Origin of the sequence: Bacillus cereus group sp. RP29 (genome assembly GCF_040459765.1) — a bacterium.
GTDB lineage: Bacteria > Bacillota > Bacilli > Bacillales > Bacillaceae_G > Bacillus_A > Bacillus_A paranthracis.
Genome location: NZ_JARVHN010000001.1, coordinates 233,384 through 249,156 on the forward strand (window position 1 = coordinate 233,384; position 15,773 = coordinate 249,156).

Below are 15,773 nucleotides of genomic sequence, written 5' to 3' on the forward strand. Positions count from 1 at the left end.
TAATGAAAGTTTTAGATACAAACTTATTAGGTGTTAAAGTAATTGAACCGAAAGTGTTTGGAGATCATCGTGGTTGGTTTATGGAAACATATAGTGACCAAGCGATGAAAGAAGCAGGAATTGATCTACAATTTGTACAAGATAATCAATCATTTTCAGCAACAAAGGGAACACTTCGTGGTTTACACTATCAATTAAACCCTAAAGCACAAACTAAGCTTGTACGTTGTACACATGGATCAATATTTGATGTAGCAGTAGATATTCGTAAAGGAAGTCCTACATACGGTCAGTGGTTCGGTATTGAATTAAGTGCTGAAAACAAAAAACAATTACTAATTCCAAAAGGATTTGCACATGGATTTATGACATTAACAGACGATGTTGAAGTTCAGTATAAAGTTGATGAATTATATGCTCCTGAATGTGATCGAGGAATCGTTTGGAACGATGTTGAAGTTGGTGTTGAGTGGCCAATGGAAATTCAACCAGTGTTATCTGAAAAAGATGAAAAAGCACCTTCACTAAAAGAAGCAGAAAATAACTTTATATACGGGGAGTAAAAAAATGAAAATTTTAGTAACCGGTTATAATGGTCAGCTTGGATATGACGTAGTAAAACGTGGAGAGAAGCAAGGGCTAGAAATGCAAGGTATTGGAATAGAAGATTTAGATATTACAAATGAAGCTGCAGTTTATGAATTTGTAGATAAAGTAAAACCAGATGCAATTATTCATTGTGCAGCATATACAGCTGTTGATAAATCTGAAGATGATAAAGAACTTTGTTGGAATGTGAATGTAGAAGGTACAAAGTACCTTGCTACAGCAGCAAAAAAATTAAATGCTAAATTTGTTTATATTAGTACAGATTATGTGTTTGATGGAGAAGGAACTCATGCATTTGTAGAAACTGATGCGCCTAATCCGGTTGGGTACTATGGTTTAACAAAGCATGAGGGAGAAAAAGTAGTTAGAAGCTTAATAGATAACAACTTTATTGTGCGTATTTCATGGGTATTCGGTATTAATGGAAATAACTTCATTAAAACGATGCTTCGTTTAGGTGAAACACGTAATGAACTGAATGTTGTGGGAGACCAAATAGGATCACCAACTTATACGTATGATTTAGCTCGTTTGTTAGTTGATATGGTTGTAACAGAGAAATATGGTACATATCATGCTACAAATGAAGGTTTCTGTAGTTGGGCTGAATTTGCGCAAGAAATTTTTGAAATAGCAGGGCAAGATGTGAAAGTAAATAGCATTACAACGGAAGAATATCCTACTCGTGCAGTACGTCCTAAAAATTCACGTATGTCTAAGAAAAAATTAATTGATAATGGATTTGAGCCATTACAAGATTGGAAGAAAGCGACAAAACATTATATTACACAATTACAGCAAGAGGTGAAATAAGATGAGAAAAAAGAAATTATTAGTAACAGGTGGCGCAGGTTTTATAGGAGGAAACTTTGTACAGTATATGGTAAATAAATACCCAGACTATCATATTGTAAATTTAGATGTATTGACATATGCGGGAGATTTAACAAAGCATAAAGATATTGAGAACAAAGATAACTATTCATTCGCTAAGGTTGATATCGTAGATCGTCAAGCGGTAAACCAACTATTCGAACAAGAAAAATTTGATTATGTTGTGCATTTTGCTGCAGAGAGTCATGTGGATCGTTCTATTGCTGAACCTGAAGTATTTATTAGTACCAATGTATTAGGAACACAAGTATTATTAGATGCAGCAAAGGCGTATGGTATTACTAAATTCGTTCACGTATCAACAGACGAAGTATATGGTGAATTAGATTTTGATCCAACTACATTCTTTACAGAAGATACACCTTTACAACCAAATAGCCCATATAGTGCAAGTAAGGCTTCTTCTGATCTATTAGTTCGAGCGTATCATGAGACATTCGGTTTACCAGTTAACATTACACGTTGCTCAAACAACTATGGACCATTCCATTTCCCTGAAAAATTAATTCCATTAACAATTTCACGTGTATTGAATGATGAAAAGGTTCCTGTATATGGGGACGGTAAAAATATTCGCGACTGGTTACACGTTATTGATCATTGTGCCGCAATTGATCTAGTTATGCATGAGGGTGTAAATGGAGAAGTTTATAATGTTGGTGGACATAATGAGCGTACAAATTTAGAGGTAGTAAAAACTATCATTAGTACGCTTGGTAAATCAGAAGAACTAATTGAGTTTGTTCAAGATCGACTAGGCCACGATAAGCGCTACGCAATTGACCCAACAAAATTAGAGAAATTAGGCTGGAAACCAACTTACACATTTGAAACAGGAATTGCTCAAACAATTCAGTGGTATTTAGATAATGAAGAATGGTGGAAGGCAATTGTATCTGGTGAATATAAGGGGTACTTTGTTAATCAGTATAAAACATTATCAAATGAGTGATGAATTATTTTAATTCTATTATTTTATAAAAATCCTAATTCTAAATATAAGGGGAAATAAGAGGGGTATATTAAATTCTTTTAATAAAAAATCATGCATATAAGAAATTTAGTAATAGGAGTGAAACTTTTATAATGCGAAGAGTTTTGACATATGGAACATTTGATTTACTACATTATGGTCATATAAATTTAGTAAGGCGAGCAAAAGATCTAGGTGATTATTTAATAGTTGGATTATCAACAGATGAATTTAATGCATTAAAAGGAAAAGAATCTTATTTTAAATTTGAAGAGAGAAAAATGCTACTGGAAAGCATTAGATATGTAGACCTAGTAATATCGGAAAATACTTGGGAACAAAAGATTGAAGATATCATAAAGTATGAAATTGATGTATTTGTTATGGGTGATGATTGGGAAGGGAAATTTGATTTTTTAAAAGAACATTGCGAAGTGGTTTATTTACCAAGAACTGAAGATATATCAACTACTCAAATAAAAAGTGAACTTTCGTTACAATCATAAGGAATAAAAAAGCTTTTATTTATAAATGTATTTGTTGTAATATGGTGAATAGCAATAATGCATAATTAGTTATAAATAAAAATTAAAGAAGGTAAAAAATATGAAAAAGAAAATTTTATTTTGGGTTTTAGGTATAATAGGTTTTCTAGTGATCGCAGGGGGGGCATATGCATACTATGTTTATTCTAATGTATCAAATACATTAGATGCAGTACATAAGCCATTAGATCGTGATAAGTCTGAAAAACGTGATAAGAAAGTAGATGTCGCTGATAATAAGCCAATATCTATTTTGTTAATGGGCGTGGATCAAAGAGCGGAAGAGACAGGGCGTTCAGATTCAATGATGCTATTCACACTAAACCCACAAAAAAAGTCTATGAAAATCACTAGTATTCCACGTGATTCATATACAGAAATTGTAGGTAAAGGCAAAAAGGATAAGATTAATCATGCATACGCTTTTGGTGGAATCGATATGGCTGTCAAAACGGTGGAAAACTTCCTTGATGTACCAGTCGATCACTATATTGAAGTGAACATGGCCGGCTTTAAAGATGTTGTCGATGCAGTTGGTGGAGTAGATGTTAATAACGATTTAGCATTCAAATATGAAGGATCACAATTCGCTAAAGGGAATATACATCTTAATGGTACAGAAGCATTAAGATATTCCCGTATGCGTTACGAAGACCCACGTGGTGACTTCGGTCGTCAAATGCGCCAACGCCAAGTCATCCAAGCTGTAATTAAAAAAGGTGCAAGTGTATCTTCTCTAGCTAGTTACGGTGATGTGTTAAAAGCAATTGAGAAAAATGTTAAAACAAGTTTAACTCAGGATCAAATGTTTGATATTCAAAAGAACTATAAAGATTGCATGGAAAATAGTGAAGAAATCCAAATCCCAGGTGACGGCCACAAAGCCGCTGATGGTATTTGGTATTACTATGTTCCAGATGCAGCGAAACAAGATATTACGAATAAGTTAAGATCACATCTTGAAGTGATTAAGTAATTATGGAATAACCCAACTCCTTTGGTAGGAGTTGGGTTTATTTTTGCGTGAATTTATATTAGTATTATATGTTGTGAGAATAATAGATGAGGTGAATCGATGAATAAGAAGGCAGTACTTGTCCTAGTTATTTTTGTATTGTTTGTCGCTTCGGTTGTGAGCGGTAAATTATACTGGAATAAGAAGGTTGCGAATGCAACAGGACAGACGAGTGAAGTAACGAAAACGAAGTCTGAAGTTAAAGATAGTGGAACGAAGAAATCAGAGAAGAAACAAGATGCGAAAGCATCTTTTAATGAAGCATATGCGAAGAATTTACCAGATGAAGTGAAAGAGAAGTTAAAGAAAGCCGCTGAGGATAAAAAGGCAGTAAACCTTGTTATTGTTGGTGATGAAGCTTCTTCATCTGCAAAAGATGCTTGGGCAGCTAAGTTAACGGCTAACCTAGATGCTTCTTATGGTAAAGGTTTATGGAATGTGACGGTAAAAGAATATAAGGGTGAAAGTACAGACGAGTTGATTGCGAATAAACGTGATAAAGAGATTGCGAAAGAAAAGCCAGATGTGATCTTATTTGAGCCACCGTTTATTACTGACAATGGTAAAACTGGTAATGGAAACTCTGTTGCGAGTACACAGAAGTTTGTACAAGCACTTTCTACTAGCGCAAAGGGTGCTACAATTATGATTCAACCACCAAACCCAGTGTATGGTGCGAAGAATTATCCAAAAGCAATTGAGGCGTTAAAGCAATTTGCGACACAAAATGGTTATACATATGTGGATCATTGGGGAGCATGGCCTGATGCATCAACGAAGGCTATCCTGCCGTACTTAACAGAAGAGTTTGGTTTCCCAAGTGCTAAAGGCCACGAAGTTTGGGCACAATATGTAACGGATTATTTCGTTGCTAAGTAAAGGTACACAAAAGGTATACGAGCAATCGTATACCTTTTATAATAAGAGAGTGAATAAGAAATCCTAATATATAGTAGGAGGAAGACAATGAGTTCAATCCTAATTTGCGGCGGAGCTGGATACATCGGTTCTCACGCTGTGAAAAAATTAGTAGACGAAGGTTTATCTGTAGTAGTAGTAGATAACTTACAAACGGGTCATGAAGATGCAATTACGGAAGGTGCAAAGTTTTATAATGGCGACCTTCGTGATAAAGCATTTTTAAGAGATGTGTTTACACAAGAAAATATTGAGGCGGTTATGCATTTCGCGGCTGATTCTTTAGTTGGAGTTAGTATGGAGAAGCCTCTGCAATATTATAATAATAACGTGTATGGTGCACTTTGCTTATTAGAGGTAATGGATGAGTTTAAGGTAGATAAGTTTATTTTCTCTTCTACTGCGGCGACGTATGGTGAGGTAGATGTAGACCTTATTACTGAGGAAACGATGACAAATCCAACGAATACGTATGGAGAGACGAAGTTAGCAATCGAGAAGATGCTTCATTGGTATAGCCAAGCTTCTAATTTACGTTATAAGATTTTCAGGTACTTTAATGTGGCTGGTGCAACTCCAAATGGTATTATTGGGGAAGATCACCGTCCAGAGACGCATTTAATTCCTCTTGTATTGCAAGTGGCGTTAGGTCAACGTGAGAAAATTATGATGTTTGGTGATGATTATCATACACCAGACGGTACTTGTATCCGTGATTATATTCATGTTGAAGATTTAGTAGCGGCTCACTTCTTAGGTCTTAAAGACTTGCAGAACGGCGGAGAAAGTGATTTCTATAACTTAGGAAATGGTAATGGTTTCAGTGTAAAAGAAATCGTTGATGCAGTTCGTGAAGTTACAAATCATGAAATTCCAGCTGAAGTAGCACCGCGCCGTGCGGGAGATCCAGCACGTTTAGTTGCTTCTTCTCAGAAAGCGAAAGAGAAGTTAGGTTGGGATCCTCAGTATGTAAATGTGAAGACAATCATTGAGCATGCTTGGAATTGGCATCAGAAGAAACCTAATGGGTATGATAAGTAAGACTAATAAGTGAAGGAGAGGGTATTGTCGTTCAACATATGTTCGACAATACCCTCTCTTTTTTTATAAGATTTTTGCTATACTAAACTGTACTATAATACAGGATGGAAGGAGGAGAACAATGAAAATACTTGTAGTGGATGATGAGTCGAGTATTCGTAATTTGATTCGGATGCAGCTTGAGATGGAAGGATATGAAGTGCTTACGGCGGCTGACGGGAGAGAAGCTTTAGAGAGATGGAAGGAAGGGCCGGATGTTTTGATTTTGGATGTTATGCTTCCAGATACAGATGGGTATGAGTTACTTCGTTTGTTCCGGGAGAAGGATCGGGATATTCCAGTGCTCATGTTAACTGCGAAGAGTCAGATGAATGATAAATTGCTTGGCTTGCAACTTGGTGCAGATGATTATGTGACGAAGCCGTTTAATTATGCGGAGCTTATTCTTCGGGTTAAGAATATGACGCGCCGCGTGAAGAAGAAAGAGGTAACGGTAAGCCATGAAGTAATCGGGGCGGGAGAGATAACGATTTGTCCTAAGGAAAGAAAAGTGCATGTGAGTGGACAAGAGGTTCAGTTAACGTACAGAGAGTTTAATTTATGTCAGTTGTTTGTTTCAAATCCGCAACGTGTATTTATGAGAGATGAGTTACTTGAGAAAGTATGGGGATTTGAGTATATCGGAAATACGAGAGCGGTTGATATTATGGTACAAAGACTGCGGAAGAAGCTCGGGAAGAGCGGGGAATATATTAAGACGATTTATGGCGTTGGCTATAAACTGGATTGTTAAGTGGTGATGGTATGTCTTTAAAAAGAAATATGGTGTTTGGAATCGTTGGACTATTAATCCCGATTTTTGTTCTTTTGTACGCAGTTGTTTATATTACGTTAGAAAAGAATATGTATCATAATGCGGCAAATTCTTTAGAAAAGTTAAGTGTAGAAGCACAAATTTATACGATGAATTATTTAGAGAAGGAAGCAGAGGTAGAGACGCTCGGTCCGAATTCACTTTTAATTGCTTCGTATTTAGCGAAGCGCATGGATGTCCGTGTACAGATGATTGGGAAGAATGGAGATGTTGTGGCGGATACGCAAAAGGGAGCGCTTCTTCATCGGAATATTGATATCGAGAGTTCCTTGAAGGGAAAGAAATCTTATGTGTTTGAAGAGGGAGACCCAGCTCCAATTCTTTTGTTTTCAAGCCCGGTTTATTATGGAAACGATGTCATTGGTAGTGTTCGTTTTATAAATGAGTTAACGGGTGAGAAGGAAGTTTTAACAAATGTTGGTTGGACGTTTTTAATGACGTCTCTTTGTCTCGTAGCTGCAGGTATTTTCTTTGCAATTCGTTTGGCAAAGTCTCTTCATAAGCCGATTGATCAGTTAAGACAAATGGCGCACCGGCTTGCGAATGGTGATTATAAAAGTAAGATTGAGTTAAATGAATATGTGGAAATTGCGCAGCTTTCAGCGTCTTTTAATGCGATGGCTGATGGGATTGAACTACATATTAAGCAATTGAAGGAAGAGAAAGAGAAGCAGAAAGATTTCTTAGACCGTATTACGCATGAGCTAAAAACACCGCTAACGGCGATTATTGGCTATGTGGATTTAATTCCGAAGTTAAAGGCGAAGGAAGATGTACAGGAGAGCTTGCGTTATGTAGCTGTAGAAAGTGAGCGTTTATTATCACTTGTAGAGGAATTACTTAAGTCTTCAAAGTACGGTACGAGTACGTTTGAAATATCACCTACAGTTGTGAATATAAAGGAGTTAGCCGAAGAAGCAGTTTCAATCGTGAAACCTCGTCTGCAGAAGTTTGAGATTGAAGTTATTAATGAGTTAACAGATGTATATGTTGTTGCCGATTTCGATAAGACGAAACAGATTTTCTTAAATGTGCTTGATAATGCGATAAAATATAGCGATGCTACGCAAATTCGTATGAATGTCATTGTAAATGAGCGTGAGGCGAAGGTGTTTGTTCATGATGATGGCATTGGTATCGATGAAGGGGTGCTGGCAGAGTGGAATGAATCGCCAGAAGGGAAGGTACTTTCTTCTAGTTACGGGAATGGGTATGGTTTGTATATTTGTCAGGAGATTATGAATAAGCAGGGCGGAAGTATGCGGATTGAGAGTAGTGAAGAGGTTGGTACTACCATATTTATTACATTCTTACTTCCGAGACGGATGGAAGACATAAAAAACTTGAAAGCGGTTAAATGATACATTTATGAAACAATTATGCGGTATTTTCGAAACAACGTTTTTTTATCTTGGAGGTAGGCAGAAATGAAAAGGCTATCATTTCAAATTCTTATGTTTGTCTTTTGTATCATTGTTTCTCTTATTTTGTTTTATGTGATGGAGAAGCAAATATATAATCGGATCACAATTGTGAATGACAAACAAGCTGTTTTACAAAGAGTGAATGAATCCCTGCCTACTGAAATGAAGGTTAGGCATGAAAAGTGGGGAGAAATTGTTATAACGGATGAAGTTCGTTTGCATACGATTGTTTCATTCTTTGACCGAATTCAAATCAATCCGAGTGAAGCTAAGAATCAAGAACAAGTATTTACTGGAGAAGTAACGTACTTGAATGGTCAGAAACGTACTTTTGCAGTAGGTGACTTGTTCCAGTACGGGGCTGATATGTACGGAAAGAATGGTACGGATCCAATGATTTCAGTATTGCAAACGTATTTGTTAAGCCTGTATTACACACCGGAACGTATTCATGATTTTTTTGCGTCAGCACAGGATGTCATAGTACGCCAAGGTGATGTAGAACGTGCGGTGAATGTTACGCACATACTTGATTCGATTCGGTATGCAAAGCAAATTACAGATTACGGAGAAATTCAGAAGTTATTACAATCACAGAATGAACCGATCGCTTATGTTACCGCTTATAAATCTGGTAAGCGTATAAAGAATGAGCGTGAAGACATTCTTACTATTTCTGTGTATCCATCGTATTTTGTTGTGCAATATCTCGGTGATAATAATGGGAATGTCATGTATATGAAAAGCTCCCTCGCAAATGTATTTGTAAAGGAGAATGTGTCATGAGAAAGATAGCCTTTTTCTTCTTTTTGCTAGTAATTGGAGGAGCGATGTCTAGTTGCTCTCGAGATACGACCTCTATTAAATATAATAAAAGTGGTCTCCCTATTTTGAATGATCGTCATCTTGTTGCGTATGTAGCGGCTCGCGAGGAAGTTGGGGAAGCGTTGCTTTCATCATTTTGTAAACCACGCGGCTGTACGTATGAATTTATTCGTCTTTCGACAGAAGAGCTTCTTCGGAGGGTAGAAGAGGAAGCTGGAAATCCGAAAGCGGATATTATTATTGGCGGTACGGTAGACGCGCATCAAATGATGAAGCAAAAAAATCTATCTATTCCTGTTACGAGTCAGCATGCGAACCGTATTTCAAAAACTGTGAAAGATAAAGACGGTTATTGGTACGGTTATGAAGTAGAGAAGCTGGCAATTGCAATCAATAAAGAGCGGTGGAACGAAGAAATAGCACCGCTCGGACTTCCTTATCCATCAAGGTGGCAAGATTTATTAAATATAGTATATAAGGGACAGATTGTTATGCCAGATCCAAATGTTTCAGGAACAGCCTATACGTTTTTTCAATCACTTATTGATACTGTAGGTGAAGAGGAAGCAAAAGAATATGTTAAGAACTTTGCAGGGCAAGTTGGTGAAGTAACGGTGAATGGTTACATGCCAGTAGAGCTTGTTGCGAGTGGTGAGTATATGATAGGCATCAATTTCATGGGAGATCAAAGAATGCTTCAAAAACAAGGCTTTCCAGTTGTAAGTATCGTACCTGAGCAAACAGGGCTATCTGTTAATGCGATTTCGAAACTAAAGCGTGCACCGAATGGTATTATTGCGGATTTATTTATTGATTATTGTTTATCAGAAGAAGCGGGTCACATTTTAGAAAAGGTTTCGTTTGGCGTGCCAACGATGTTTGCGAAGAACGAGAAAGAAATAGAAGGACAGCCGGTTAGAAGAACGAACCAACATATATCAAATAGTGGAATAATCGAGATATGGAATAGACAACGTCTCTCTCAGAAGTGAGAAAAGGAGACGAAAGAATATGTTTAAATGGCTCAAGCCAGCACCTGCAATTGAAAGATTGCCAGCGGATATGATCGATCGTGTATATCGATTACTACGTATTCGTGTGTTAATCGGAATTTCAGTTGGATATGCTGCTTATTATTTAGTTCGTAGTAATTTTAATTTATCTACTACATATTTAGTTGATGAGTTCGGATTTAGCACTACACAAATTGGGTTATTGGGTGCAGTAATGGCTGTTGTTTACGGACTTAGTAAATTCTTTATGGGTAATTTATCTGATAAGGCATTTGCTCAACGATTTATTGCAGTAGGTTTATTTTTATCTGGACTTGTTAATATTTGTTTCGGCTATGCATCTTCCTTTGGGATGATTTTAACATTACTTGTTCTAAACGGTATTGTGCAAGGTATGGGTGCACCACCTTGTAGTATCGTTATGACGAAATGGTTTTCAAAGAAAGAACGCGGTACGAAAACAGGTCTTTGGAATATTTCACATAACGTTGGAGCACTACTTGTTCCGCCATTCATTGGAATTGGTGTAGGTATTTTTGGGGAAAGTCATTGGCAAGGTGGCGTATTTATTTTCCCAGCGATTATCGCAATGGTAATTGCAGTTCTTGTTTGGATTAATGCGAAAGATACACCAGAATCAGAAGGTCTTCCGCCAATTGATGAATATCGTAATGACTATGAAGAGCTTGAAAAAGTAGATAACGCTAACAAGATGTCACCAAAAGAAATCTTAATGAAGTATGTAGTGAAAAATAAATTTGTATGGTTCTTATGTATTGCGAATGCATTTGTTTACTTAATTCGTTTCGGTGTTATTAACTGGGTACCAATTTATTTAACAACAGTTAAAGGTTTTACAAAAACAGAGGCGCATTTTGCGTATTCAATATTTGAAACAGCAGCGATTCCAAGTTCTTTAATTGTCGGTTTTTTAAGTGATAAATTATTCAAAGGGAAACGTATGCCGTTATGTGTTATAAGTATGGCTGGGGTTGTTGTTGGAACAATCGTGTATTGGCAAGCAACTAATATTATAGTTGTGAGTATTGCAGTTTCTATTATCGGTTGTTTAATTTATGTACCACAATTCTTAATCGGTTTAAGTGCAATGGAATTAGTACCGAAATTTGCAGTAGGTACGACAGTTGGTATGTGTGGTCTGTTCGGTTATGTTGGAGGAAGTTTCATAGCAAACGCCGCAATTGGTATTATTGTTGATCGTTCTGGCTGGGATGGTTGCTTCATGTTACTGTTAGCAGGTGGTATTTTATCAACAATATTCTTATTGATTGTTCAAATAGGACATGAGAGAAAAGCTTCTAAAGTAGCATAATATTTCATCTTAAAAAGCTATCCAGTTTATATGCTGGATAGCTTTTATATTTTTATACGAGGAAAATCAGTATGTAAAATTGCAGTTTAATATGTAAATGATTTTTATTAATTAATATAATTTTTTTAGATTTAATAAACCAATTACGTACATAGTTAGACCAAAAAATCCCCCGCCACAGATGAAAATTACAACTTTAAATAAAGAAATAGAGATTTCCTCCGAACCTACATAGGGAAGGATATAATTCATAAAAACAAACATTTGAAAGCCCCAAAGCAAACCTGCTTTTAAGCCAGCTTTTCTTAATTTTTTCTTGTGTTGCAAATATTCTTCTTGTGTTGCACATTCAGTATCACTTAAACCTTTTTTCTTAAATTTAAAGGCTAAATAATTAGCATAAATCATATTAGATAGAAAAACTAATATAGTTCCTATAGATATTGTATGGTTCATAGTATCAACAAGTAACATAATAAGCATGACCAACATATTTAACCACCATAAACCAATTCCAGCTACAGATAATTCTTTATTGATTTCTTGTTTTTGATATTCATCTCGCTCACTCATTGTTCCAACAAAACTATTATAAACTCTTTCTTTCCATTCAATTTTCATCATTTAATCTCCCTCCCAAAATAAACTGTTTAAATCTGTTTTTAGTGTTTTTGCTAATTCGATACATAAGGCTAAAGAGGGATTATATTTATTGTTTTCAATTAAGTTTATTGTCTGTCTCGCCACTTTAACTCTTTTAGCTAATTCTAGCTGCGATAGACCTTCAGATTTTCGATATTGTTTAACGTTATTCAAATATAAACCTCCTATTAATAGTTGTAGACCTTGTGTACCAGAATGTCATGTATATGTGACATTTTATAATTGAATAAATTAAATGTCAAATATATATGACAAAAATGACAGTGGTGCAATTAGGAAAATGATTTTAAGAATTTATCTTGGTAAGTAGTTTATTAATAAACGATAGCTTTTCTTATATTACTATAATCTTTCCTTAAATCTATCTTAAAAGACATAATGTCATATTTCTAATCATTGGAATTTTTGTTACAATATAAATGGATGTGTAAAACTTTGTAAAAAGAATGTAATAATATGTAATTCATTTTCAGAAAGTTTTATACAATTTTTATATTAAACTATTAAGTTATAAAAAGGAGCGAGAATATGGTACCAAATACGGTTCGTACTCCAAACAAGAAGAAAAAATGGATTATTATCGGGGTTATTGCACTAATTGTTATTGTAGCAGCAATTAATATTTTTGTAATGCAAGGGAAGAAGAAGGGGGCATCAACATCGGCTGATGCTGTAAGTTTTGAGAAGGTAACGGAGCGTAAGCTGAATAATACGAAGTTAATTTCTGGTCAGGTGAAGCCTGGGAATATTGAAAGTTTTTATGCGGATCCGGCCAAAGGAAAAGTGAAAGATATTGAGGTAAAAGAAGGACAAGAGGTAGAGAAAGGTGCGAAGTTATTCTCTTATGATAATGAAGAGATTAATCTTCAAATGAAGCAAGCTGAGCTTGATCAGAAGATGGCAGATATGCGTTATGATCAAGGGAAAAAGAAGATTGATTCGCTGAAGAAAGAAATTAAGAAAGCGAAAGATAGCGGAGCTGGGAAAGAAGTAACAGATCCGATGGAAGAGCAAGTAAGTGAGTTAGAGATAGCACAAAAGACAACTGATCTTGAGAAAGAAAAAGGGAAGTTGCAGAAAGAAGAGTTAAGTAAAAAGCAGAAAGAGCTTACGATTTATAGTAACTTTGCTGGCGTTGTTCAAAAGTTAGATAAAGATGCAGCACAAAGTTCATCTCAAGCGTTAGGTGGTCAAGGGAAAGCATTTTTACAAGTGGCTTCTAAAGATCCATTCCAAATTCAAGGTACGTTAACTGAGCTTCAAAAGTCACAAATTCAAAAGGATCAAACATTTACTGTTACTGCGAAAGCAAATAATAAGAAGAAGTGGACAGGTAAGATTACAGAAGTAAGTGAATTCCCAACGAGTGCAGAGATGGCGCAAGCTGGAGGTATGGGCGAAGCGACTCAAAATATGTCTCAATATACATATAAAGCAAGTCTTGATAGTCAAGATGGTTTATCTCCAGGTTATCACGTTTCTCTGCAAGTAAATTTAGAGAATAAGAAGATGGTTGCTGTTCCGACTAAGAGCATTGTAGAAAAAGACGGTGATGCATTTGTTTATGTTGAGGATAAAGGAAAGCTTCGTAAACAAAATGTGAAAAAAGGTTCTACTGATGGAGATTGGACAGAGATTACTGAAGGCGTAACAGTGGGGCAAAAGGTGGTTAAAAATCCTTCCGACGATGTGTATGACGGAATGGAAGTGAAAGAGAAATGATTACGTTAAATAATATTGCTAAAACGTATTATCAAGGAAAATTGGCAGTGCCGATTTTGCACGGTATTAGTTTAACGATTCAGAGCGGCGAGTTCGTTTCGATTATGGGACCGTCTGGTTCTGGTAAATCAACGCTTATGAATATTATCGGTTGTTTAGATCGTCCAACAGAAGGCGAATATATGCTGAACGATGTGAATATCTTAACAGCAGACGAGTCAAAGCTTGCTTTAATTCGTAATGAATATATCGGCTTTGTGTTTCAGCACTTTAATTTGCTTCCGCGTCTTTCAGCAGTCGAAAATGTTGAGCTTCCGCTCGTATATGGCGGCGTGAAGAAGGCAGAGCGTCGTAAGCGTGCTTTAGAGGCATTAGGTAAAGTTGGATTAGCAGATCGCGTACATCATTTACCGAACGAATTGTCAGGTGGACAGAAGCAGCGTGTCGCAATTGCAAGAGCGATCGCGAATAATCCAACGTTCATTATGGCCGATGAGCCGACTGGTGCACTTGATACGAAGTCTGGTGAGCAAGTTATGGATATTTTCACGAAGCTTAATGCGGAAGGTACGACGATTGTTATGGTTACGCATGAAGAGGAAGTAGCAGCGTATTCTTCCCGCCGCATTGTACTGCGAGACGGGAAAATTACAGAAGATAGAAGGTGTGCGGTATGAGTTTACTAGATAGTATAAAAATTGCCCTCTCTTCTATTTTAGCTCATAAACTGCGTTCAGCTCTTACGATGCTCGGTATTATTATCGGTGTTGGTTCCATTATTACTGTCGTTGCGATTGGGCAAGGCGGGGAAGCAATGCTGAAGTCGAAATTCGCAGGTTCTGGTGGTAATAATCTTATGCCAATTCAATTTCAACCAGATATTAATGATGAGTTTGCTATGGGTGGATTTGAAATGCCAAAGTTAACGGAAGAGGATATTTTGGAAGTAAAACAAGTCAAAGATGTTTCACACGTTATTACGACAAACCGGAATTCAGAGGTGCTTGATGTAAATGATAAAAAGGCAAATCTGAATGTTATTGGTCTTGATAATGAATATTTTGCCGTTAATAAAGTAAAGGTCGTAAAGGGACGTACTTTAAGTGAATCAGATATTACTCATGCAAATAACGTTGTGATGATTAGCACAAAAACAGAAGAAACGTTATTTAAGGACGTAAACCCAGTTGGACAAATTATTGAGATGAAGGGGCAGCCAATGCAAATTGTTGGTGTGTATACATCTGATAATGAGTTTATGGGATTTGAAATGGAAGAAGCGCTAATCCCTCTTACGTTATGGCCTGTTTTATACGGAACAGATGAGATTCAAAACATCGCAATTCAAACTAAAAATGTAGACGATTTAGAAAAAGCTGGGAAACAAGCTGTTGATGTACTGAATAGTCGTAAGCCAAGTGAAATTCCAGGTAAATACGAACTGGTGAATTTAAAAGAATTACAAGAAAATGTTTCTAAGGTAACTAATATTATGACGATGATTATCGGTGGTATCGCGGGTATTTCATTAGTCGTTGGTGGTATTGGCGTTATGAACATTATGCTCGTATCTGTAACGGAGCGTACGCGCGAAATTGGGATACGTAAAGCACTTGGGGCAACGCGTAGTAAAATTTTATTACAGTTTTTAATTGAAGCAGTTATGTTAACACTTCTAGGTGGTTTGATCGGAATTGGTCTTGGATATGGCGGAGCATATATCGTTTCCACGTTCGCAAAATGGCCACCTCTTGTTTCATGGGAAGTTGTCGTTGGCGGCGTATTATTCTCGATGACACTCGGCATTATTTTCGGATTAATTCCAGCAAACAAAGCTGCGAAATTAGATCCAATTGAAGCATTACGTTATGAGTAATTACTAGTGTAGTAGAACTATACACTACCGTTCTAGTGGGCGGTTCGT

17 protein-coding genes are annotated in these 15,773 nt (G+C 36.4%); 15 read left to right on the plus strand and 2 right to left on the minus strand.

Annotated features, from left to right (window positions below):
• Positions 1-2 precede the first annotated feature (2 nt).
• The 12 genes from rfbC (at position 3) to pgtP (ending at position 11,464) form a co-directional block, all read left to right on the plus strand.
• Complete coding sequence (gene rfbC, locus QCI47_RS01150; protein WP_353811670.1) at positions 3-563, plus strand: dTDP-4-dehydrorhamnose 3,5-epimerase; 561 nt, start codon at positions 3-5, stop codon at positions 561-563.
• Between the two features lie 4 nt (positions 564-567).
• Positions 568-1,422: a dTDP-4-dehydrorhamnose reductase gene (gene rfbD, locus QCI47_RS01155; RefSeq protein WP_074543796.1), complete on the plus strand. Its 855-nt coding sequence runs from the start codon at positions 568-570 to the stop codon at positions 1,420-1,422.
• A gap of 1 nt (position 1,423) precedes the next feature.
• Complete coding sequence (gene rfbB, locus QCI47_RS01160) at positions 1,424-2,455, plus strand: dTDP-glucose 4,6-dehydratase (RefSeq protein WP_076873381.1); 1,032 nt, start codon at positions 1,424-1,426, stop codon at positions 2,453-2,455.
• 134 nt (positions 2,456-2,589) lie between these two features.
• The gene (gene tagD / locus QCI47_RS01165; protein ID WP_076873380.1) at positions 2,590-2,982 is read left to right on the plus strand and encodes a glycerol-3-phosphate cytidylyltransferase; all 393 of its coding nucleotides are present in this window, start codon (positions 2,590-2,592) and stop codon (positions 2,980-2,982) included.
• A gap of 100 nt (positions 2,983-3,082) precedes the next feature.
• Entirely contained in the window at positions 3,083-3,997 is a 915-nt protein-coding gene (tagU, locus tag QCI47_RS01170) for a polyisoprenyl-teichoic acid--peptidoglycan teichoic acid transferase TagU (protein WP_309422457.1), read from the plus strand.
• 99 nt (positions 3,998-4,096) lie between these two features.
• Positions 4,097-4,915, plus strand: coding sequence for an SGNH/GDSL hydrolase family protein (locus tag QCI47_RS01175; protein ID WP_061131842.1), 819 nt, complete (start codon positions 4,097-4,099; stop codon positions 4,913-4,915).
• A gap of 87 nt (positions 4,916-5,002) precedes the next feature.
• Positions 5,003-5,995, plus strand: coding sequence for a UDP-glucose 4-epimerase GalE (gene galE, locus QCI47_RS01180; protein WP_000095012.1), 993 nt, complete (start codon positions 5,003-5,005; stop codon positions 5,993-5,995).
• Between the two features lie 121 nt (positions 5,996-6,116).
• Entirely contained in the window at positions 6,117-6,788 is a 672-nt protein-coding gene (locus tag QCI47_RS01185) for a response regulator transcription factor (RefSeq protein ID WP_086707030.1), read from the plus strand.
• A gap of 11 nt (positions 6,789-6,799) precedes the next feature.
• A complete protein-coding gene (locus QCI47_RS01190) occupies positions 6,800-8,230 on the plus strand; it encodes a HAMP domain-containing sensor histidine kinase (protein WP_000054049.1) in 1,431 nt (476 codons plus the stop codon).
• A 66-nt stretch (positions 8,231-8,296) separates the two neighbouring features.
• The gene (locus tag QCI47_RS01195; RefSeq protein WP_309422455.1) at positions 8,297-9,079 is read left to right on the plus strand and encodes a DUF3919 family protein; all 783 of its coding nucleotides are present in this window, start codon (positions 8,297-8,299) and stop codon (positions 9,077-9,079) included.
• Complete coding sequence (locus tag QCI47_RS01200) at positions 9,076-10,110, plus strand: ABC transporter substrate-binding protein (protein ID WP_353811671.1); 1,035 nt, start codon at positions 9,076-9,078, stop codon at positions 10,108-10,110. Before QCI47_RS01195 ends, QCI47_RS01200 begins: the two co-directional genes overlap by 4 nt.
• Before the next feature lie 19 nt (positions 10,111-10,129).
• The gene (gene pgtP / locus QCI47_RS01205; RefSeq protein WP_000477581.1) at positions 10,130-11,464 is read left to right on the plus strand and encodes an MFS transporter; all 1,335 of its coding nucleotides are present in this window, start codon (positions 10,130-10,132) and stop codon (positions 11,462-11,464) included.
• Positions 11,465-11,575: 111 nt separating this feature from the next.
• Here the strand turns inward: pgtP and QCI47_RS01210 are convergent, their stop codons facing one another.
• Both QCI47_RS01210 and QCI47_RS01215 read right to left on the minus strand, forming a co-directional pair.
• Entirely contained in the window at positions 11,576-12,088 is a 513-nt protein-coding gene (locus QCI47_RS01210) for a DUF3278 domain-containing protein (protein ID WP_048552976.1), read from the minus strand.
• Positions 12,089-12,280 (minus strand): helix-turn-helix transcriptional regulator, encoded by a 192-nt coding sequence (locus tag QCI47_RS01215; protein WP_086707034.1) that lies wholly within the window; start codon positions 12,278-12,280, stop codon positions 12,089-12,091.
• 375 nt (positions 12,281-12,655) lie between these two features.
• On the opposite strand from QCI47_RS01215, the gene QCI47_RS01220 reads away from it, so the two are divergent.
• Genes QCI47_RS01220 through QCI47_RS01230 form a run of 3 tightly spaced genes read left to right on the plus strand, consistent with a single transcriptional unit; the run spans position 12,656 to position 15,725 of the window.
• Complete coding sequence (locus QCI47_RS01220) at positions 12,656-13,849, plus strand: efflux RND transporter periplasmic adaptor subunit (protein ID WP_070807200.1); 1,194 nt, start codon at positions 12,656-12,658, stop codon at positions 13,847-13,849.
• Positions 13,846-14,526: an ABC transporter ATP-binding protein gene (locus QCI47_RS01225; protein ID WP_086707035.1), complete on the plus strand. Its 681-nt coding sequence runs from the start codon at positions 13,846-13,848 to the stop codon at positions 14,524-14,526. Before QCI47_RS01220 ends, QCI47_RS01225 begins: the two co-directional genes overlap by 4 nt.
• Positions 14,523-15,725, plus strand: coding sequence for an ABC transporter permease (locus tag QCI47_RS01230; protein ID WP_061529314.1), 1,203 nt, complete (start codon positions 14,523-14,525; stop codon positions 15,723-15,725). Before QCI47_RS01225 ends, QCI47_RS01230 begins: the two co-directional genes overlap by 4 nt.
• Positions 15,726-15,773: the final 48 nt, after the last annotated feature.

What these genes read in the sequence shown, in the direction of transcription:
- QCI47_RS01230 (WP_061529314.1), top strand. Translation starts at nt 14,523, where the DNA reads ATGAGTTTACTAGATAGTATAAAAATTGCCCTCTCTTCTATTTTAGCT.
- QCI47_RS01210 (WP_048552976.1), bottom strand. Translation starts at nt 12,088, where the DNA reads ATGATGAAAATTGAATGGAAAGAAAGAGTTTATAATAGTTTTGTTGGA.
- QCI47_RS01225 (WP_086707035.1), top strand. Translation starts at nt 13,846, where the DNA reads ATGATTACGTTAAATAATATTGCTAAAACGTATTATCAAGGAAAATTG.
- rfbB (WP_076873381.1), top strand. Translation starts at nt 1,424, where the DNA reads ATGAGAAAAAAGAAATTATTAGTAACAGGTGGCGCAGGTTTTATAGGA.
- QCI47_RS01190 (WP_000054049.1), top strand. Translation starts at nt 6,800, where the DNA reads ATGTCTTTAAAAAGAAATATGGTGTTTGGAATCGTTGGACTATTAATC.
- QCI47_RS01195 (WP_309422455.1), top strand. Translation starts at nt 8,297, where the DNA reads ATGAAAAGGCTATCATTTCAAATTCTTATGTTTGTCTTTTGTATCATT.
- tagD (WP_076873380.1), top strand. Translation starts at nt 2,590, where the DNA reads ATGCGAAGAGTTTTGACATATGGAACATTTGATTTACTACATTATGGT.
- QCI47_RS01200 (WP_353811671.1), top strand. Translation starts at nt 9,076, where the DNA reads ATGAGAAAGATAGCCTTTTTCTTCTTTTTGCTAGTAATTGGAGGAGCG.
- tagU (WP_309422457.1), top strand. Translation starts at nt 3,083, where the DNA reads ATGAAAAAGAAAATTTTATTTTGGGTTTTAGGTATAATAGGTTTTCTA.
- pgtP (WP_000477581.1), top strand. Translation starts at nt 10,130, where the DNA reads ATGTTTAAATGGCTCAAGCCAGCACCTGCAATTGAAAGATTGCCAGCG.
- rfbD (WP_074543796.1), top strand. Translation starts at nt 568, where the DNA reads ATGAAAATTTTAGTAACCGGTTATAATGGTCAGCTTGGATATGACGTA.
- QCI47_RS01220 (WP_070807200.1), top strand. Translation starts at nt 12,656, where the DNA reads ATGGTACCAAATACGGTTCGTACTCCAAACAAGAAGAAAAAATGGATT.
- QCI47_RS01175 (WP_061131842.1), top strand. Translation starts at nt 4,097, where the DNA reads ATGAATAAGAAGGCAGTACTTGTCCTAGTTATTTTTGTATTGTTTGTC.
- galE (WP_000095012.1), top strand. Translation starts at nt 5,003, where the DNA reads ATGAGTTCAATCCTAATTTGCGGCGGAGCTGGATACATCGGTTCTCAC.
- QCI47_RS01185 (WP_086707030.1), top strand. Translation starts at nt 6,117, where the DNA reads ATGAAAATACTTGTAGTGGATGATGAGTCGAGTATTCGTAATTTGATT.
- rfbC (WP_353811670.1), top strand. Translation starts at nt 3, where the DNA reads ATGAAAGTTTTAGATACAAACTTATTAGGTGTTAAAGTAATTGAACCG.